At 44.2% G+C, this 20270-nt stretch carries 18 protein-coding genes and 1 pseudogene; 10 read left to right on the plus strand and 9 right to left on the minus strand.

Going from position 1 to position 20270, the window contains the following annotated elements; genetic code table 11:
- Window positions 1-68: 68 nt before the first annotated feature.
- The 4 genes from ACROAE_RS06095 (at window position 69) to ACROAE_RS06110 (ending at window position 4708) form a co-directional block, all read left to right on the plus strand.
- Entirely contained in the window at window positions 69-809 is a 741-nt protein-coding gene (locus ACROAE_RS06095; RefSeq protein WP_432400105.1) for a sulfite exporter TauE/SafE family protein, read from the plus strand.
- A 255-nt stretch (window positions 810-1064) separates the two neighbouring features.
- A complete protein-coding gene (locus tag ACROAE_RS06100) occupies window positions 1065-1394 on the plus strand; it encodes a c-type cytochrome (protein WP_160056919.1) in 330 nt (109 codons plus the stop codon).
- A 151-nt stretch (window positions 1395-1545) separates the two neighbouring features.
- A complete protein-coding gene (locus tag ACROAE_RS06105) occupies window positions 1546-3258 on the plus strand; it encodes a DUF3373 domain-containing protein (RefSeq protein ID WP_432400106.1) in 1713 nt (570 codons plus the stop codon).
- Between the two features lie 55 nt (window positions 3259-3313).
- The gene (locus tag ACROAE_RS06110) at window positions 3314-4708 is read left to right on the plus strand and encodes a tetrathionate reductase family octaheme c-type cytochrome (protein WP_432400107.1); all 1395 of its coding nucleotides are present in this window, start codon (window positions 3314-3316) and stop codon (window positions 4706-4708) included.
- 63 nt (window positions 4709-4771) lie between these two features.
- Here ACROAE_RS06110 and ACROAE_RS06115 read toward each other — a convergent pair whose 3' ends face one another.
- The 3 genes from ACROAE_RS06115 to ACROAE_RS06125 all read right to left on the minus strand — a co-directional run bounded on the left by ACROAE_RS06115 (window position 4772) and on the right by ACROAE_RS06125 (window position 7740).
- The gene (locus tag ACROAE_RS06115; protein ID WP_432400108.1) at window positions 4772-5773 is read right to left on the minus strand and encodes a pseudouridine synthase; all 1002 of its coding nucleotides are present in this window, start codon (window positions 5771-5773) and stop codon (window positions 4772-4774) included.
- Window positions 5774-5847: 74 nt separating this feature from the next.
- Window positions 5848-6426, minus strand: coding sequence for an LON peptidase substrate-binding domain-containing protein (locus ACROAE_RS06120; RefSeq protein WP_432400109.1), 579 nt, complete (start codon window positions 6424-6426; stop codon window positions 5848-5850).
- A 255-nt stretch (window positions 6427-6681) separates the two neighbouring features.
- Complete coding sequence (locus tag ACROAE_RS06125) at window positions 6682-7740, minus strand: alpha/beta hydrolase (RefSeq protein ID WP_432400110.1); 1059 nt, start codon at window positions 7738-7740, stop codon at window positions 6682-6684.
- A gap of 99 nt (window positions 7741-7839) precedes the next feature.
- Here ACROAE_RS06125 and ACROAE_RS06130 point away from each other — a divergent pair, with 99 nt between their 5' ends.
- Window positions 7840-8301 (plus strand): YhcH/YjgK/YiaL family protein, encoded by a 462-nt coding sequence (locus ACROAE_RS06130; protein WP_432400111.1) that lies wholly within the window; start codon window positions 7840-7842, stop codon window positions 8299-8301.
- 407 nt (window positions 8302-8708) lie between these two features.
- Entirely contained in the window at window positions 8709-9632 is a 924-nt protein-coding gene (locus tag ACROAE_RS06135) for a manganese-dependent inorganic pyrophosphatase (RefSeq protein ID WP_432400112.1), read from the plus strand.
- A gap of 120 nt (window positions 9633-9752) precedes the next feature.
- Here ACROAE_RS06135 and ACROAE_RS06140 read toward each other — a convergent pair whose 3' ends face one another.
- The 4 genes from ACROAE_RS06140 to ACROAE_RS06155 all read right to left on the minus strand — a co-directional run bounded on the left by ACROAE_RS06140 (window position 9753) and on the right by ACROAE_RS06155 (window position 14941).
- The gene (locus tag ACROAE_RS06140; RefSeq protein WP_432400113.1) at window positions 9753-10154 is read right to left on the minus strand and encodes a DUF1850 domain-containing protein; all 402 of its coding nucleotides are present in this window, start codon (window positions 10152-10154) and stop codon (window positions 9753-9755) included.
- Window positions 10154-12211, minus strand: coding sequence for a TRAP transporter permease (locus tag ACROAE_RS06145; protein WP_432400114.1), 2058 nt, complete (start codon window positions 12209-12211; stop codon window positions 10154-10156). The genes ACROAE_RS06140 and ACROAE_RS06145 overlap by 1 nt, the downstream gene beginning before the upstream one ends.
- Before the next feature lie 110 nt (window positions 12212-12321).
- Window positions 12322-13275, minus strand: coding sequence for a TAXI family TRAP transporter solute-binding subunit (locus tag ACROAE_RS06150; protein ID WP_432400115.1), 954 nt, complete (start codon window positions 13273-13275; stop codon window positions 12322-12324).
- 388 nt (window positions 13276-13663) lie between these two features.
- Window positions 13664-14941 carry a glycerophosphodiester phosphodiesterase family protein gene (locus ACROAE_RS06155; protein WP_432400116.1) on the minus strand — a complete coding sequence of 426 codons (1278 nt, stop codon included), beginning with the start codon at window positions 14939-14941 and terminating at the stop codon, window positions 13664-13666.
- A gap of 164 nt (window positions 14942-15105) precedes the next feature.
- On the opposite strand from ACROAE_RS06155, the gene ACROAE_RS06160 reads away from it, so the two are divergent.
- The 4 genes and pseudogenes from ACROAE_RS06160 to ACROAE_RS06175 form a co-directional block, all read left to right on the plus strand.
- Window positions 15106-15738: a DsbA family protein gene (locus ACROAE_RS06160; protein WP_432400140.1), complete on the plus strand. Its 633-nt coding sequence runs from the start codon at window positions 15106-15108 to the stop codon at window positions 15736-15738.
- A 130-nt stretch (window positions 15739-15868) separates the two neighbouring features.
- Window positions 15869-16546: a monofunctional biosynthetic peptidoglycan transglycosylase gene (mtgA, locus tag ACROAE_RS06165; RefSeq protein WP_432400117.1), complete on the plus strand. Its 678-nt coding sequence runs from the start codon at window positions 15869-15871 to the stop codon at window positions 16544-16546.
- Between the two features lie 242 nt (window positions 16547-16788).
- Window positions 16789-18723: a B12-binding domain-containing radical SAM protein gene (locus ACROAE_RS06170; RefSeq protein ID WP_432400118.1), complete on the plus strand. Its 1935-nt coding sequence runs from the start codon at window positions 16789-16791 to the stop codon at window positions 18721-18723.
- A 301-nt stretch (window positions 18724-19024) separates the two neighbouring features.
- Window positions 19025-19141 (plus strand): annotated as a pseudogene (locus ACROAE_RS06175) (ISAs1 family transposase); the annotation flags it as partial.
- 59 nt (window positions 19142-19200) lie between these two features.
- Here the strand turns inward: ACROAE_RS06175 and ACROAE_RS06180 are convergent.
- Together ACROAE_RS06180 and ACROAE_RS06185 are read right to left on the minus strand one after the other, a co-directional pair.
- A complete protein-coding gene (locus ACROAE_RS06180; protein WP_432400119.1) occupies window positions 19201-19446 on the minus strand; it encodes a hypothetical protein in 246 nt (81 codons plus the stop codon).
- A gap of 368 nt (window positions 19447-19814) precedes the next feature.
- The gene (locus tag ACROAE_RS06185) at window positions 19815-20249 is read right to left on the minus strand and encodes a hypothetical protein (RefSeq protein WP_432400120.1); all 435 of its coding nucleotides are present in this window, start codon (window positions 20247-20249) and stop codon (window positions 19815-19817) included.
- Window positions 20250-20270 lie beyond the last annotated feature (21 nt).

Consider the following 20270-nt stretch of genomic DNA (forward strand, 5'->3'; position numbering starts at 1 on the left):
CCACAGACTTAATCAACAGACTTTGAAGCGACCCTAATAAGAAGTCGTGATATTTTTATAGAGAACTTATGATGTCATTTATCGATCCATCTACATTGATACTGGCATCAGTTATCGTTTTTTTTGGCGCGCTAACCCAAAGCTTAATTGGCTTTGGGTTAGCCGTTGTCGCAAGCCCTCTGCTGTATATTGTGAATCCCCAACTTGTCCCTGTCCCCATAATTGTCATGGGATTTGCCATTTCGGCAATGACCTTATACCGAGAGCGCGGACACCTGCAATTTAATGGCTTGCAGTACGCCTTACTCGGGCGGATCCCCGGTGGATTTGTGGGCGCAGGATTATTACTGTTTGCCCCGCAAGCCATACTCGGCTTAATTATTGCGGCTATCGTATACATTGCTGTGATTCTGAGTGTTTACAAGATTACCGCCCCCATCAACCGTGTAAGCTTATTTATTGCTGGAGTATTCTCCGGTATTTTTGGCAACATCGCCGCGATTGGTGGCCCACCGATGGCGATTTTACTCGCCGGACAAGATGCCAGCCAATTTAGAGCGGCATTGTCAGCCTTTTTTGTGTTCAGTTCGCTGATTGCGTTAGCCATTTTAGCCGTGGTCGGTTTAGTAGAAATAAAGCATTTGTGGTTGTCACTGATGCTGCTACCGTCAGTCATTAGCGGCTATCTTGTCTCTGGTTTGTTAATCAACCACGTCGATAAAAACAAAACCCGTCTTGCCACTCTCGTGCTCTGCAGCATCAGCGCCACGGTTTTAGTGGTTAAATCAGTGATGGCATTAGCCAGCTAACCCTAAAAGCGATCTCTTTTTACATCTCAAAATATACCCTTACCCGCCTATCAAGCATCCAGCCAAATTAGCAATAGATCTGCGTCACACAAGTTCATTAGATTTTTTTCAATTAACTTTTTTTCAATTAGATTTTTCTCATGAATATGATCTACTTCAAATTAACAATACCTCTTTTTAGGTAACATTATTTACAGCAAAGCAATACAGCAATATTGCTAAGGCACAACCTATAAAAGCCCATAGAGGATAAACATGATGAACACTTATATGAAAGTTGGTATCGCAGTCGCTATTGCATTATCTCTCGGTAGCCAGGTCATGGCAGCCGATGGCGGCAACCCTAAAAAAGGTAAACACCTGTACAAAAAAGAATGTAAAGCCTGCCACAGTGCCAATAGCGAAGGTCAAGAGCTCACCCCGATGAGCAAAACCATGAGCCAATGGGATCGCTTCTTCTCGCGCGACAAACACAAAGCAAAACCTGCCGTTTTTGAGGCATTGTCTGAACAAGAACTAAAAGATATTCAACAGTTTTTGTATGACCATGCTGCCGACTCAGACCAGCCAGCAACCTGCGGCTAAGTCAGCCCAGCTGATCAACGTTTCTGAGTAAACGCCAACATCAGCCAGTAACCGAATCGAATTAAAAAATAATGAGGCTTAGCCTCAGGGAATCTGACAACCAAAATTTGCTTAATTGATTCAATATTAGGCAAATACGGGGAGAAACATCATGAGAACACTTATCTCAATACTGGTTGCTAACGCGCTCTTTATGAGTGGTGCAGCCGTAGCAACTGACACCGATGTACAAAAAATTGCCGAACTAGAAAAGCAGTTGGCCGAAATATCTGAAGATTTAGATTACTTAAACTCACGCGTTGACAAAACAGAACGTCATAGCGCATTAGACAGAATCGAAATTACCGGTGACTTCAGGACTAAAGTGCATTCATTGCACTATCAAAATGTCACTTGGAACCCCGCCATGAACGTCAACTTTTCTGACTTTGCCGCTAAAGCAATGGCCGGGGAATTTGGCGATCCAAGCAGTGCCAGCTCACCTTTAGGCCAAATGATGATGGCCAATCCTGATTTAGCCGCCGCATTCCAAAGCGGTATGCTGCAAGGCGTAATGCCGATGGTATTGGGGCAAAAGACCCAACAAGATATCGATAATGATATTTTTTACACCACCCGCCTTCGCCTAAACCTTAATGCCAAAGTGTGGGATAACGTCAGTTTTGCTGGACGTCTTACGATGTACAAAAGTTGGGGCGACTCAACAGGCGTTAAAGTATTTGATTCATGGAATTCCTTCACCATGGACGGCACTAGCAGCGGTAGCACCAGCGGCGATGAATTAAAAGTCGAGCGCGCCTACTTTAACTGGAAAGACATTAATGGCAGCGGCGCATACCTGTCTATTGGTCGTCGTCCTTCAACTTACGGGCCTCCAAGTCACTATCGTGAAAATGAGCTTCGCGGTGGTACACCCTCTGGCCACCTCGTTAACTTTAACTTCGACGGTGCAACGTTAGGGTATGACTTAACCGATATTACCGGCATTGAAGGCCAAACGGTCCGTTTTTGCTACGGCCAGGGCTTTGAATCACAATACGGTAACGGTGAATTATTTGGCGATATCATCACCAAAGATACCCATCTAGGTGGATTTAATATCGACGTCATCAACGACGGCAACCACTTTTTACAGTTCACCTTATTCGGCGCTAAAGATGTAAACGACGGCTTCACCGGCACCATGGCATTCCCAACACAATTAGCCAGTATTTTTGCGCCTACCATGTATCAAGATATGCAAAAGTTTGAAAACTTTAACTTTGTTACCCGAGTGCAGCCTAGCAGTGTGATTGGTGACATGTACCTAGGTGGCCTAGGCTATGCCTATGAATCAGACGAAGACATGAAAATGTTTGCCTCACTTGGTTGGACTCGTGCTGAACCGACAGGTAATGCAGGTTTATTTGGTGGCATGTTAAGTGATGCTGTATTTGAAGCGGCATTAAACAGCACAGGCACAGAAATCATTATGGTGCCTACCTCAACCGTCGACTCTGACACTAAAGACGGTTATGGCGTATATGTCGGGATGCAAATTCCTGCACCATACGGCAAATTTGGCCTTGAATATAACTATGGTTCTAAATACTGGAGCCCATTCACCCAAGCACAAGATGACCCTATGGGCAGTAAATTAGCCACCCGCGGTCATGTTGCCGAAGCTTATTATATCTTTGATATTAATCCTAAAATGTTTATCAAGTTAGCCGGTTTGTACTACGACTATGAATACACAGGCAGTGGTTCTCCAGTGGGTGCACCACAAAAAGTAGACGATGTGATTGCTGGCAATGCTTACTCAATGTTGCCCGTAGTCGACACCGCCTACGACATCAATGCATCACTGACCATCAACTTCTAACTTGAACTTCTCAATGGTCCCCCTGAGCACAAACTCAGGGGTAAGGACACATATCATGAAAACATTCACAGCACTGGCAGTATTACTGATGTTAAGCAGTAGTGCTCAGGCTGCCTTTAATCATAAAGATGCACTGCAAGGGCCCTTTGCCAATGGCCCCGAAGTCACCACACAATGCTTAACCTGCCATAAAGAACATGCCGAAGACTTTATGAAATCTTCTCACTGGACATGGGAGCTAGAGCAAGAGTTACCAGGACGTACCGTCAAGCGTGGTAAAAAGAACAGTATTAACAACTTTTGTGTGTCGATTTCGGGTAACGAGCCACGCTGCACAAGTTGCCATGCCGGTTATGGTTGGAAAGATTCAACATTCGACTTTAAAGACATGACCAAAGTGGACTGCTTAGTGTGTCACGACACCACAGGGACTTACATGAAAGACCCAGCGGGTGCCGGTGAAGTATTTGGTAAAGTAGACTTAGCCAGAGTGGCACAAAATGTGGGTGCGCCCGTACGCGATAACTGCGGCAGTTGCCATTTTTACGGCGGCGGTGGTGATGCGGTTAAGCATGGCGACTTAGACTCGTCAATGTCTTATCCAGATCGCGAAACCGATGTACACATGGACACCGACGGTAATGACTTTCAATGCCAAGAATGCCACGTGACTGAAAAACATCAAATCAGTGGTAATGCCATGGGCGTTTCACCTGGAGGAGAAACCAAAATTGGTTGTGTCAATTGTCATGACGACGCGCCGCATCAAAACAAAAAGCTCAACACCCATACCGCAACCGTGGCATGCCAAACCTGTCATATTCCCACTTTTGCCAAAGTAGAACCAACAAAAATGCGTTGGGACTGGTCTGCAGCAGGGCAAGATCTTAAAGACACCACTGATGAAAATGGCAAGCATACCTTTAACAAAAAGAAAGGCAGCTTTATTTGGCAAAAAGATGTGCCACCACAATACGCCTGGTTTAATGGCAACGCCGACGCCTACATGGCTGGCGATAAAATTGACCCGACTAAAACGGTAAAACTCGCTTATCCATTAGGTAATATTAACGACCCTAAAGCCAAGATTTACCCTTTTAAAGTGCATACAGGTAAGCAAATTTACGACACAGAACTGAATATTTTACTCACACCAAAAACTTACGGTGAAGGTGGATATTGGGATAAATTTGACTGGGATCTCGCCGCTAAACTAGGTATGGAAGCGAACCCAACCATGGTAGAAAAAGGTCTTAAATACAGTGGTAAACACGGTTTTGTTGAAACCGAAATGTGGTGGCGTATCAACCATATGGTGACCCCAAAAGACAAAGCATTACAGTGTAATGACTGCCATAACAAAGGCGAGCGCCTAGATTGGAAAGCCCTAGGTTACAATGGCGACCCCATGAAAAACCGCAAAGGGGTTAAACACGCTACGGCTAAATAGCTGAGTAAAAGAGCATGCATCAATGCTAAAAAACAAACCGCCATCGACTTATCGATGGCGGTTTTATTTAATCGACAACATCATCGCTAACAAATCTAATCCCTGACACTCAACATCGTGTTCAATACCACTTAGCGGATCGCTAAACCGTAAGCGTTTGGCCAATAACTGCAATGGTTTATCATAATTATCTGGCCCTTTAGGCTGTAACACCGGGTAAAAGCGATCATTGAGTATCGGCATACCCAAGCTCAACATATGCACTCTTAATTGATGAGTTTTACCGGTAATAGGGCTGAGCTCAAACAAACCCAAACCGTCTTTAACTGCCACCAGGCTTATTTCAGAATGGCTGTTAGCCTCGCCCTCAGCCACCTGCATAGTAAAGCTAGGATTGGCCGCAACAATACGATTTTTAACCGTCCAATGCAGCGGTAACTCACAGGTTTTGTCGGCTAATTGCGCTAATAAATCTGGAGTAACCTTTGCGATAGCTTGATAGTCTTTAGTGATCTTGTCGTCTAAAAAAAGCTGGTGGTAGGCATGACGCGTTAGCGGGTTTAGTGTCATTAACATCACCCCAGCAGTATCTTTATCAAGCCGATGGGCAGGCGCTACGGTATCGATTTGTGTGGCAATACGTAATCGATGCACCAGGCATTCGTTAACGAAATTACCGCCAGGGGTTACCGGTAAAAAATGCGGTTTATAAACAATAATGATATCGCTGTCTTGATGAAGTATTTGTTCATAAAATGGCACTTTGGTTTCAGCCTTTACCTCACGATAGTAATACACTCGTGCCGTCGCTTGATACTCACTCGTCGCATCAATTAACTCACCATGTTGCCAATGCACCTTGCCTTCATTAATGCGCTGTTGCCATACGCTGGCATCAATTTGTTTAAAATGATCAACCAAAAACTCAAAAACAGTGGCATATGATTTACCCGCCAATTCGCTTTCACGAGGTAGCACAATATACGAAGGTTGCGCCGCGATGGCTGAGGTTGAATGTGGGGCTAAATCGTTTGAGAGTGAATCGTTTGAGTCTGAATTTGGCATAAAATGGGCTATGTACAAACATTGGCAAAGGGTAATCACCCTATGTTATCAGTGTATCGCCCCTGATGCACCGCTTACACATCGACATGAGATTTAAGCAACTGTAATACAAAATCCATGGTTTTATGGCAGTTTGGCTGCTCAACTAATACTAACTTATCGCGACTATACATAGGTAACACTTCAAGCCAACGCTGGCTAACCCAGGTGGCATCTTCTAAATGCACTTGCGAATACAGCTCAAGTAAATCAGGGTTCACTTGATAAAATTGCTCCAGCGCCGCACTGATAATTTCAAACTCACCTGCTATCGGCTCCTGGCTCCAGTTTTGACAAGGTAAGGCACGGGCAATCCAGCTGCCATCGCGCTGCTGCGCTGCGGATAAGATTTTTACTCGCTGCGATCCTTCAATCACAATGCTTAAACTGTTGTCTGCTAATTGATTAAAATCGATGATATTGCAACGAGTGGCGGTGATGTAACAAGGGAGTTCGCTATTGGCTTTTAGCGCTGCAAAGGCAAGTTGATAATGGCCCTTTAACACTCGGGCAATCATGCTGAGATCGCACGGTGACACAACACGGATCTCGAGTCGTCCACCGGGCAATAACACGCCATCTTGAATTAATAACGCCATTTCTTGTGTTTGCATAGCAGCCTCCCACACCAAAGGTGAAGTTACTGAACCAAAATCAAATCAATAGAATAAGTGTAGCAGTGGTCAATATTTCAACAACATAAGCACCGTAAATAATGCTAACTGACGACATTGACCTGCAATTGCGCGCACTCGACTAGTTAATTAGACCTAGTTTAATTAGGCTATATTTCACACAAACAACAAATTCAAACAAATTCAAACAAATTCAAACAAATTCAAACAAAAAAGTCCCATTTTCACTCAAGGTTACAGACGTTCAATCCTATCCATAATGTTACCCTTTGCCACTATCTCAGCAAATTCGTCAGCAAGCACCTGGCTTTGCTGCACGCTTTGTTGCCAATAAGCGATGCGACTGTCGCTATCGAGGTGTTTAAAATCTTCGCGATCTGGAATTTTACCAAAGGGTAAGCTGGCAATAAATTGCTTACTCGGCGCTAAAATCAGTCCATTGTGATAATTAGCTTTGGCTTTGCGCCACAGTAACGACTTATCAAACCAACCCGGACTCATGTAAGGGTAAAAGTGAGGATACAAACTCAAACCTGTCGCTGCAGGCAATGGCATATCAAAATGATAATCGGTAATGCCCCCATCGTAATAATGACCTTTAGGCGATCCTTGCAGATCTTTCACGGGATCAAGCAACAAAGGGATCGATCCTGTCGCCAATAAGCCATGACGAATATTCTCTTGAGTCAGTTCCACTTGCTTGGTGGGTAAGTCTTTTAAGCGTCTAAACGGAGATGCCGCGTCTTTATGACTTAAAATCACCCGCTCAAAGTGCCAGCCTAAACTTTTACGATTAACAATATTGCTTACCGCTGCCATCGACAAACCGACCATTAAGCCAAATTTTGCATGGATGCGGTTTAAATGACGTGCACGACACGCCACCATATGATGTCGAATTAATGGGTTTGCTAAAATATCAGCGCCCTGTTGCTCGCCCAAAATACCGTCAACAATCTTAAGCACTTGCGCGCTCACTTGCTCACGCGTCGGCTTAGCCACGTCATAACGTTGGTTAATATAAAAATGCTCAAAGCGTTCATAAGCTGCCAATGGATTTTGCTGCGCCATACAGGCTAAACGCCATGCGCCAGACGAAGCCCCCATGGTATAGAGCGGATCTTCTCGCCCTTGAAAAAATTCACTGAATAAATATTTATCTAATCCAGCGATGGCAAGCCACTTCGGCCCGCCTGATGCAGCAAACAACTGAGTAAATAATGATTGTTCTAAGCCATTCGCTTCTATTTGTGCGTAAGCGGTAGGTCCAGCAAGTAAACGTAATGCAGGCAATGTACAATCCTTCTTATTTTTCTAATGCTGATTTTTCAGTAAAACTGTATGCTTTAACAAGTTATCATGTTTCTATCGTTTACATCTTACGGAATTTTTATGATTGTCGATACCCTAGCAAACCGTCACCTTTATACTCAGCTTAGCCCTCGTTTAGCCACGGCACTAGCGCACCTTGCTGACACTGACTTTAGCCAACTTGAAATCGGTAATTACCCATTAGATGGCAAAGATATTTTTGTCATTGTAAATGACTACCAAACCAAACCAAAAGAAACGCAGCCCTTTGAAGCACACGAAAAGTACATTGATGTGCAATACGTGGTTAGCGGCGAGGAAGAGTTTGGCTATTTACCGTTAGCAGACCAAACGCCGTCTAAAGCGTATTTTGCCGACCACGATTATGCTAATTACGACTATGAATCAAATAAACAAGATGCTGCCTTTATTCCGTTAAAAGCAGGGATGTTTGCCTTGTTTTTCCCAGGTGACATCCATATGCCAGGCACCAGCGCCTTACCGCAACAGGTGCGAAAAGTCGTGATAAAAGTGCGGGTGTAACATTCGCGTTGACGGCTCATCATTATGATTAAAAACTCAGCAGCTGGTCTGACTCCTTATTGGCGCAAGTTCTGCTAGACTGATTTGAGTGATATGAGTTTTTAATGACATAAGATTTTAGTGACATAAGTTCTTAGTGACATAAGTTCTAATGAAACGATTAGGGCTACGTTTTGCACATTAAGCGCCTATATATTCAGAGTCAAAGCAGACTTAACATACAGATGAGCAATACTAAAAAGCAAAACAGCACGCCACAAGTACACATACCCTGAGTAGTATAAAAAAGGCCCCGAGACTCTCCGCTTGGGGCTTTTTTTATGGTAGAAATTCAGCGGCTGCATTTTTTAATGCGATGACGATTAATCCTTGTTAAAATCAGCACAACTTTATAGGAGAGTCTTTCAATGGCAATGTATGTAGTGGGTCACAAGATCCCTGATTCAGATTCAATTTGTGGTGCTATCGCATTAGCATATTTAAAAAACCAAATCGGCGAGCCAGCTATCGCGGCACGTTTAGGTGAATTATCACCAGAAACCGCCTTTATTTTAGAAAAATTTGGTTTTGAAGCGCCAGAATACAAAACCAGCTACGCTGGCGAAGATGTGTATATTGTCGACCACTCTGAAATCACTCAAGCACCAGACGATATTGCCCAAGCGACTATCGTTGGGATTGTTGATCACCATAAACTAGGCGATTTAACCACTTCTACTCCGTTAGAATGTTGGATCCGTCCAGTAGGTTGTAGTAACACCGTCATTAAAATGATGTACGATTTTTACCAGGTAAAAATCCCAGCTAACATCGCTGGCATCATGATGTGCGCGATTTTAAGTGACACCGTTATTTTTAAATCACCAACTTGCACCACTGCTGATATTCGTTGCGTTGAAGCCTTAGCTGAAATCGCCGGCATTGAAGACTTTAAAGAAGTCGGCATGGACATGTTTAAAGTCAAATCAGCCGTTGAAGGCACGCCAGCGCGCGACCTTGTAATGCGTGATTTCAAAGACTTCAACATGAACGGAAACCTAGTCGGTATCGGCCAATTAGAAGTGATCGACTTATCGGTTTTTGACGACATTAAAGCTGACCTAGAAGCGGACATCGCTAAACTAAAAGTCGAAGGCAACCGTCACAGCGTATTACTACTGCTTACCGATATCATGAAAGAAGGCTCAGAAATGTTAGTCGTTTCTGATTCTGCTGATTTAACAGAGCGCGCCTATGGTAAGCCAACTGTTAATGGTCGTGTATGGTTAGATGGTGTATTAAGCCGTAAGAAACAAGTGGTTCCATCACTGCAAGACGCGTTTACAAGCTAATACGTGCAAAATTAACTGCGTGTTAATCTAATCCGTGATGAAAAACAAAAAAGCTGAATCCATTGATTCAGCTTTTTTTATACTCAAACAGGCTTAATGAGAACTCAATAACAACTCAAATTACTTAATATCGCAGCCCCACAGTTCTATCGACGGCTGCGCAGTAGTTGGCTTGCCCACCCAGTAACTCATGGGGTGACATTGTTGTTCGGTATTGCCAGACGAGACACACAACTGATAATCTCCAGCCTCAGGCGTGCGCCCCAGCTTTAGCATAGGCAGCACGGGCAACGTTGGCTTATATTGCCAGCTGCCATCAATTAACACCGCATCTGCAGGGATTTCCATTCCGGCGCCGCTGCCTTTGACTCTAGCTTGCTCAAGGATAAAGCCGTCAGGCAAAAGACGATAATCTTCTGCCCAACGCACTTTCTCAATAGTATGAGTCCACGACAAGGTCATCTGCTCAGCAGGCACCTGTGCCCAAATGCTGCCCGCTAAACCTAAACACAACCCTAGCATTAGCCTTCCTGAGCCAAACGTTTTAACTTACGAGCGCGCCATGCGTGTTGCAAAATAAACGCCAGTGCCAAGCCAAAACCAATTTCATCACTTAATGGCGTGGCTAAAATTAAGCTGCCACCCGCAATAAAGCCTAAAATACGCTCCCACATATACAGTTTTTGTAATAAGTAGCCGGTAAAAATAACACCCCAAATACCAATGGCAACCGTAGCCTTTAACACTACAAATATTGTGGCAAGCACTCCGCCACCTTGAAGCATTAACGCTGGGTCGTACACCGCCATAAACGGAATAATAAATCCGGCAATGGCAATACGAATAGCCCATAAACTGATTTTTAAGCCTTTCTCTTTGGCGATGGGTGCTGCGGCAAAACAGGCCAATGCCACTGGCGGTGTTAAATCGGCCATAATGCCAAAATAAAACACAAACATGTGCGACACAATTAACGGTACACCTAGGTCTAATAATGCCGGCGCGGCAATGGAGCTAGTAATAATGTAGTTAGGGATTGTTGGAATACCCATGCCTAATACTAAACACGTCACCATGGTTAATACCAAAGACAAAAATAGATTGTCTTGGCCCACAGCCAAAATGTAACCCGCAAAGGTAGAAGCAATACCGGTTAACGACACAATACCAATGATCACCCCAACCAGCGCACAGGCGATACCTACAGGCACCGCATGACGTGCACCTTCAACTAAAGCATGCAAACACAGCATTAGGGTTTCTTTGCCGCCTTTTACAAACCAGCTAATGACCACCAGCAAAGCAATAACCCCAAATACGACACCTATGCCTAATTGGAAAAAGCCGGCACATAACACGCCTAATGCAATCCAAAAAGCAAAACGCATTATCTTTGACGACACATTTAAAATAATCGCCGAACCTAAAATAACAATCGCAGTTAACGCTAAACCGACCATGCCAGAAAACAGCGGCGTACGGCCAGAAAACAGTAAACCAATTAGGATAAATAGCGGGATAAGTAAGTACCAGCGCAACTTAATAGCCGCCCAGGGATCAGGACATTGGTCTTTCGGTAAGCCCGATAAGTTGGCACGCTTAGCTTCTAAATGCACCATCCAAAACACTGAGCAGAAATACAATACCGCAGGGATCATTGCCGCTTTAGCAATTTCAATAAACGGCACGTTAATGGTTTCGGCCATAATAAACGCCACTGCGCCCATAATCGGCGGCATAATCTGACTGCCCATACTCGACGTGGCTTCTACCCCTCCGGCAAATGCAGACTTATAGCCAAAACGTTTCATTAATGGAATAGTAAATTGCCCAGTAGTCACCACGTTGGCCACCCCAGAACCGGTAATGGTACCCATTAATGCCGATGACACCACCGACACTTTTGCCGGGCCGCCAACCTTATGGCCAAATAATCCCATCGCAAAGTCGGTAAATAAGCGGATCATTCCGGCTTGCTCTAAAAACGCACCAAACAGAATAAATAAGAAGATATAAGTGGCCGACACATACGTTGGCGTACCGTATAGCCCTTCAGTACCAAAGGCTAATTGGTTAATGATCTGGTCAATGCCATAACCACGATGCATTAACTCGCCAGGCAAAAATTCACCGAATAATCCATAAGCGAGAAACAAGCCACAAATGATCGGCAAGGCAATTCCCATCACTCGTCTTGCCGCCTCAAACACCAGCACCACAAGTACGGTACCGATAATCATATCGCCTTGAGTAAGGTCGCCTGAGCGCTGAATTAAGTCAGCCTCAAACACCCACTGATAAGCTGCTGTCGCCATGCCTGCTAAGCCAAGTACCCAGGCTAGAGGTTGCCAGGGTTTGCTTTTACCCCATCCTGGGTAACTGATAAACACCACTAATAATAAAAAGCCCACGTGTACAGCGCGTAAAACCTGGGTTGAAACCGGATGAAACGCGGCGGTAGTGATTTGGAAAATAGAAAAAACCAATGCCACCACAAATAAGGCTTTTGGCCAGTCACGAGTGTCGGCACTTAAGCCTTGCTCTGACATTGTGTTCTGGTTAATGGATGGATCACTCATGGTATGCCTCTGTACTGACTACAGCTAAAAATCGATATGCCTAAAAACAACTAAGCGCTTGTTTGGTATGTATTATCCAAACAAGCGCTTCAAGAGTAAAAAACATTGAATTACAGCGCATTCACTTCTTTGTAGTAGCGCTCTGCACCTGGGTGCAATGGAATCGGTAAGTTTTTAGTCGCTTTGTCTAAACTGATATCTTTCGCTGCTGAGTGTGCAGTGCCTAAACGTTCTAGGTTGTCGAACATCAGCTTAGTCATTTGGTACGCCACTTCATCAGACACTTTGCTGTGAGTTACCAGTAAGTTTTGAATCGCAACCGTACTGACATCCTCAGTTTGGCCTTCATAGGTATTAGCAGTAATCACCCCAACCTGGTAAGCAGGGTTATTGATTTTAGCAACCACATCTTCAGGAATCGCCACAAAGTTAATGTCCATTGTTGCGGCTAGGTCGCGAATAGCCGCCATACCTAAACCAGATGATTGTAACGTGGCATCAAGTTGACGGTTTTTAATCAGCTCGACAGACTCGGCATAAGGTAAATACTCCACTTTACCCATGTCGTCATAGCTTAAGCCAGCAGCAGCAAAAATAGCGCGGGCATTAAGTTCAGTCCCCGATTTAGGTGCACCAACAGAAATACGTTTACCTTTTAAGTCAGCCAACGTCTTGATGCCAGCATCTTTATTGGCAACGATTTGAATAAAGTTAGGGTACGTAGATGCAATGATACGCAGGTTTTTCAATGGCGCTTTAAAACCCGCTTCAGTATCGCCTTCCCATGCAGCAGACACAGAGTCACCTAGTGCAAGCGCTAATTCACCACGGCCAGCTTGTAATAAGTTAAGGTTTTCGACTGAGGCTTTAGTGGCTTGTACTGAAGTTTTAGAACCTTCAATACCGTTACTGTAAAGCTGAGAAAGCGCAACACCGATAGGGTAGTAAACACCACTGGTACCGCCGGTGAGAATATTGATAAAAGTAGGAGCGGCCATCACTGCGGTACTGATTGATAACGCAGCCGCGGCGCTTATCATGCAAAAGCGTTTAGTTAATTTCATTACAATATCCTTATTTCTTATATGGTTATCTGTCTTATTGTGCTGATACCCTAACACCGACATTCAGTGTGATCTATATAGACTAAAGGCTAATACCGCTAATCTAAATATTATTTGTTTTCGATTTCAGTCACTTCGGTTGTCGATGAAAAAGTCTCAATCAAATTGAAGGTGCTAATAGCGTGTTTTATCGTCCATTTATGGGAACAATAACGCCGTCATCTCGAGTATAGTTCGCTTAATAAAAAAGGTGCCAACAATGTGGGCACCTTTGACATTTGTATTGGTGTGAGCGGTATTGATGTGAGAGGTCTTGGTATGAGCGCTCTTGGTGCCCAGTGACTTTGTATTAACGCCATCACAACTTGGTTATTCGCAGGCCAGTTCGTTACATGCCCATGCAATTAGCATAATAAGTCACAGTGGCAGGCCAATCAGAAAAGATACCGATCACCCCCACATCTTTGGCTAACACATCAACCAACTCGTAAGTGTCACCTTCATTATCTATCGCATCTGCAATACTTTGATAATACCAACCTCCACCGCCCTGGCTGAGTAAACCTGAGCGCTCTAGTGACCAGGCAATCATTTTCAATCCTGCGGCATTAGCAGCATTGGCGTATTCAGACGGCACAATGGCGTTATTGTCATCTAAGGTGACTAACATCCACAATGGCGGCGCAATAATCTTCACCCCGTCTGCAGCTAGAGTGTCCATACTCGGTGACCAGGTCGCACTGTTTTGTGGATCAAATCCAGCTTCACTATCACGACCATCAAGGTATACCGCTTGTTCGGCAAACTCTGGGGCGTTGGCTATCCAGTATTTCACATCATCTAAATTGAATGATTGCGGGAACACCTGCGAAGCATCCACTCCAGCGGCGCCATACTCATCAAGCATTTTTTGCGCATAATCTTGTTGGCTAAAGCCATCAAACGGCATGCTTACACTGGCAGACTTAAGCTCTGGGGTCATTTTTACGCCAGCCGATTTAAATAATTCGATACTTTCAGCATGAGTCATTAACGTGCCGGTACCTGCATAGAGGTCTGTGCGCCAGCTTGGCGTGCCATCCATAAACTCGGCTACCGTGGTCGCTTTAGGATTAAAGCCGTCCATCTTGCCTTTTAAGGTTTTAAATTCTGCAAGGCTGATATCGCTAGTACAACAGGTCGCGGTTGCGCTAACACCGTTTGCAGCGTCGGCAGGTGTAAATGGCACAGAGCACTTATTGGCTAATGCCGGTATCGCTAAAATATTGGTGGTTGTGGCTAAATCACATTGTGAATGACGGCATACCAAGGCTTTGTCGTTGGTAAAGGTAACGTCACACTCAACAATACCCGCACCAGAATCAATAGCAGCTTGATAGGCTTCTTTAGTGTGCTCAGGAAATTGCATTGAGGCACCACGGTGACCAATAGAAAAGTCGGTACGATAAAATGGGCCAGACTCGCATTGCGCTAATTGGGTTTTCAGTTCACTGTCTTGCATTTGATCCACTAAAAAAAGTGGTCTCGGCCCCACTTGCGCGCTGACACTTTTATCAACACCCGTTGCAGCTGCACTATCGCTGTCGTTGCTATTACACGCTGATAAACAGATTAAACTGCTCAATATTGCCAACGCGCCTAATGCCGTCTTGTTGTTCCTTGTCATTCCATTGCTCCTTAACTGTAATCATTAATCTAACGTTACTGACGGTGTGTTGCACCATTTAAATCTAACCACTTATTTGCATGGCATAGATTGTGTAGATGGCATAGTCTATTGGTTAAATATGAAAGAAATAATGAAGTTATATGACACTTCTTGAGGTCACCATGGCTAAAGCAACACTTTATTATGTTCACGACCCTATGTGTAGCTGGTGCTGGGGTTACCGCCCTACCTGGGACATGCTGCAACAACAACTGCAACGTGAGTTTGCTGAGCAACTTGATGTCACCTACCTTGTCGGCGGCTTAGCGCCTGACTCAGCGGAGCCAATGCCAGAAGCGATGCAGCAGATGCTTGAGCAGACATGGCAAAGAATTAACCAGCAATTAGGCACTCTGTTTAATCACGATTTTTGGCGTGTATGTCAGCCACGGCGTTCTACCTACCCTGCTTGTCGAGCTACTTTGGTCGCGCGCCAATATGGCCAGGAGCAAGCCATGGTGAATGCCATTCAGCATGCTTATTATTTACATGCCAGCAATCCATCTGATACTGAGGTGTTATGCGCATTGGCCGCAACATTAGGCATTAATACTGAGCAATTTAAACAGCAATTATTAAGTGAACAGACTGAACTGCAACTGCAAAAAGAGATTCATTTTGCCCGTAAACTGCCAATTCAAGGATTTCCGTCGTTAGTGCTCGTAGCCAATAATCATGCTTACCCTATCACGCTTGATTATCAGCAATGGCAAACCAGTTTGGCTGACATTCAAGCTGTGTTGGCTAAGATTTAAGTGATGCTAGGGTATTAGGTTCTAGATTCTAGGTTCTAGGCCTAAGCTTGTGCGGGCGTTTCGCTTTAATTAGCAATATCCTATACTCTTGCGCGTTGAACACGACATGATATCTAACATGAGGCAATGAATGGCAAATCGTAAGCGCGGTTTTTTCGGATGGACCTGGTACGTAACATGGCGTTTTTTAGCATTACTGACGCTATTGTTGCTATTACTCAGATTTGTCCCGCCACCGACAACGTCATTTATGCTGCAAAGCGACTATCCGGTGTCGCAACATTGGGTCAGCATTAATGAGCTACCAACCCACATACCGCTCGCCATGGTGGCATCAGAAGATCAGCTTTTCCCCGAACACTTTGGCGTCGATTTTAGCGCTATAACTAAAGCCCTTCAGCAATACGATGACGGTCAGGGCCTGCGTGGTGCCAGCACCATTACTCAACAAACCGCCAAAAACCTTTTATTATGGCCAGGACAAAGCTTTGTTCGTAAAGGATTAGAAGCCATGTTAGCCGTAGGGCTTGAGGTCATTTGGGGCAAAAAACGCATTTTAGAAGTCTACGTAAACGTGGCCGAATTTGGCAAAGGTATTTATGGCGTAGAAGCCGCTAGCCAGCATTATTTTAATAAACCCGCCAAATATCTTAGCAGCAAAGAAGCAGCAAAACTGGCGGTATTATTGCCAAGCCCGCGTAATCGTAATCCAAACCATTTAACGCCTTACCTTAACCAACGTGTCGTATGGGTTGAACGGCAAATGAAACAACTGGGCAGTGCTTATTTAAGCCCTATTCTTAAATAGCCTGAACTTAAGCAACCTGCTCTTAAAGAACCTCCTCTTAAAAAATATAAAATGAGCAATATATTGCTCATTATTCAGCTCTTCGCCATTAACTGCGCAATATCTTGCGCAAAAGGCACTCATCTGCCGACTCTCTAGCACTGCTGAACGTTCAAGATGAAAGCCTTAATTAAAAGGATTTGAGCCATTTTTACTGGTAGAATGCAGCCTTATTCCTATTGGCTTTACGATAAAGGCAGGCTATGACCGTTCTTCTGATGACTCCTCCAATGACCCAACTTAATACGCCGTATCCAGCAACGGCATATTTAACCGGTTTTTTACGTTCACGAGGCTATGAAGCGGTACAGCGAGATCCTGCAATAGAGTTGTTTCTTGAAATGATGACCGCGCCGGCGCTGGAGGTGATCCGTCAACATGTAGAAGAGAACTTCGAGCACTTTGAAGATGATGAATTACCCGATGCGGTGTTTGATTTTTTAGCTGAGTTTGATCGTTATCATCTCACCGTTGAGCCTGCTATTCGCTTTTTACAAGGCAAAGACCCCAGCCTAGCCATGCGAATTAACACCCGTCGTTTTTTACCCGAAGGCCCAGCATTTGAAGCCATCGCGCAAATGGAAGCCGTGTCGGGCGATGTACTGCAAGCGGCCTTTGGTAACCTTGGCGTGCAAGATAAAGCCAAATTTCTCGCCACCTTATTCATTAACGATCTGTCGAACGTCATCACCCAAGGCGTTGACCCTTACTTTGAAGTCAGTCGTTATGGTGAACGCTTAGCAGCGGCCAACCCAAGCTTTGATAATCTATACGACACCTTAATGGGCGAACCAAGCTTCAGCTCAGATATTTTAGAGCAGCTCGTTGAGCAATATTTAGAAGAAACCCAGCCTAGCGTGGTCGCATTAACCGTGCCGTTCCCCGGTAACATGCTTGGCGCCTTACGCATTGCGCAAACCTGTAAAGCCATTAACCCTGATTTACCTATCGTTATGGGCGGCGGCTTTGTGAATACCGAGCTGCGGGCATTAAAAGACCCACGGGTATTTGAGTTTGTCGACTATATCTGTCTCGATGACGGTGAACGTCCGCTCATTACCTTGCTAGAGTATTTTGAAGGCAAGCGCAGCATTGAAGAGTTAGTACGCACTTACTTTCTCGCAGAAGATGAAAACGGTGAACCTTACGTTCATCTTAATCAAAATACTGAGCTGCACGACATTCCCCAATCTGAGGTCGGCGCACCAATTTACGATGGCCTGCCATTAACCGAATACCTGTCGTTATGCGAAATGCTTAATCCAATGCACCGCATCTGGAGTGATGGCCGCTGGAATAAATTAACCATCGCCCACGGGTGCTACTGGCGCAAATGCAGCTTTTGCGATGTCAGCTTAGATTATATCGACCGCTACGATACCGCAGGCGCAGATGTTCTGGTCGACCGCATCGAAGCGCTTGTCGCCGAAACCGGGCAAACTGGTTTTCACTTTGTCGATGAAGCGTTACCGCCAAAAACCTTATTCGCATTCGCCAAACGCCTGATTGAACGTAACGTAGTGATCAGCTGGTGGGGCAATATTCGTTTTGAGCGCACCTTTAGCCCAGCACGTTGTCAGCTATTGGCAGACTCAGGTTGTATCGCAGTCAGCGGCGGCCTTGAAGTGGCATCAGACAGATTATTAAAACTGATGAAAAAAGGCGTCAGTGTTGAGCGCGTCGCCCAGGTCACCAAAGCGTTTAGTGACGCTGGCATTTTGGTACACGCTTATTTGATGTATGGCTTCCCGACTCAAACTGAACAAGAAACCATTGATGCATTAGAAATGGTCCGCCAGTTGATGCAACAAGGTTGTTTCCAGTCGGCTTACTGGCACCGTTTTGTTGCCACAGCCCACAGCCCAATCGGCATGAACCCAGAACAGTTTGGCATCACCCTTGATCCACGCCCTGAGGTATTTTTTGCTGAAAACGATGTCGACTTTACCGACCCAACCGGCACCGATCACGACATGCTCGGCGAAGGCTTACGTAAAGCACTTTACAACTACATGCACGGTATCGGCTTCGACCAACCCATGAGCTTTTGGTTTGACCAACGTGTGTCACGCACCACGATGAAGAAAGACATGATTTCAAAAGCCATTAGCAATTTTATTTTGAGCCAAGAAGAGTAAATAGAAAGGTTTGGGTTAACTCAACAGTCATTCCCTGATGTCATTATTCCGGCAATGCTTTTAAGCCGGAATCCAGCTCTACGCCGTTATCCTCGAGTGCTTTTATCGGGGATCTAGGTGTATTTTTTTAATGGCCTGAGTCCAAAAAAGTCATGGCGCTTCGCTTAGTCAAAAAGCTGAAACAGTCACATTTAGTAATATTGGCAAACCATGACATTCACTCACCGACACACAGCACTTCTTTTGAAATAAAAGTCCTTGTAGCTCAACCGCCCCGTCCGTGGGGCGGACGGGTGGCACGATTAAATTTGAGCCGACGAAGATAAGCATTGTTGGAAAACAAAAGCGATGCATGATGAATCCATCGATGCTTGAAGCAGTATTAAAAGCTGGATTTAGCGGTGTGATTAAAAATTAAACACTCATGCGGTGGCCCTGAAAAAGCCAACTGTAATCTGTCCGACTTGAAAACCCTTCTTAGGTATCGTTTGCAAATATATCTACTCTAATTTTTTGCCACTCTTCCCACACATTTTCTGAATTAATATCGGAATAACCTCTATTGTCAGCAGTTGCTATCGCAACATCTTCTGGCACCATTACATATGAAGAAGAATCTTTTATTTTTAGAACCTCAGCTTGTGTTAATTCACTCTCTTTTAATTCTTCAGCACGAATAAGGAGAGCTACTAAAGGAGGGATGTAATCCTTAACTTCTGTCATTGAATGCTTCCATCTTGTTATCCTTGTAGGTACCTAACGAGACTGTAGAATTTCTATTTTAGAAAAACAGTCTCTAAATTTATTAAAAAATTAAGCCTCAAATTGCGTTGCTACGTGAAATCTGAGGGAATATTCCATTAGAAAGTGAGTTTGACGGGCTGTATGAACACAAAAATCACCTGCTATTTTCTACTTTAGAGAAATTCTACAGCCTCAACGCCCGCATAAACGGACTAAAATAGTTGGTTATAATGTGTAGCGAAGTAGAGCTTAACTAACTGTTTTTTATTCCGATTTAATACACTTGTTAGAGCTTTACATTTTAAGTGCATTGCCATTGGGTTGTTACCAAGTTTGTTATGCTTATTTTATCTAGTTCTCTCAAGCGTTCTGTTGATTGTACTCATAGCATCTTTGCCACCTTTCATGTGTGATATTTCAAAAACTTTTTCACTAGTAAACCTATTCATAACGAGTACTTTATATGAGCTCGTCATCCAACTAAAAAAGCCTTGATGATAATACCCCTGCTCAGTATCTTCCCACCTAATGCCATTTCTCCCCTTGGTCCAAGGAAAAATACCTGAACTTATCCAAATTCCTTCATTATCCAAATATAGCTCTATACTTCTCAAACTTAATACATTCAACAATAGTAATATTATAGGGATGGGAATAAGCCATAAGCTGATATTTATAGCAATAAGTTCACCAACAAAACCTAATGTTATGACAGGAAAAACATATGCAACCCATGCTTTTTTTGATAATAATTCCTTATTAAACTCACTCTCAACTATCATATGTTTATACTCTAATTATTA

The organism is Shewanella sp. MF05960, assembly GCF_050849305.1.
Classification (GTDB): domain Bacteria; phylum Pseudomonadota; class Gammaproteobacteria; order Enterobacterales; family Shewanellaceae; genus Shewanella.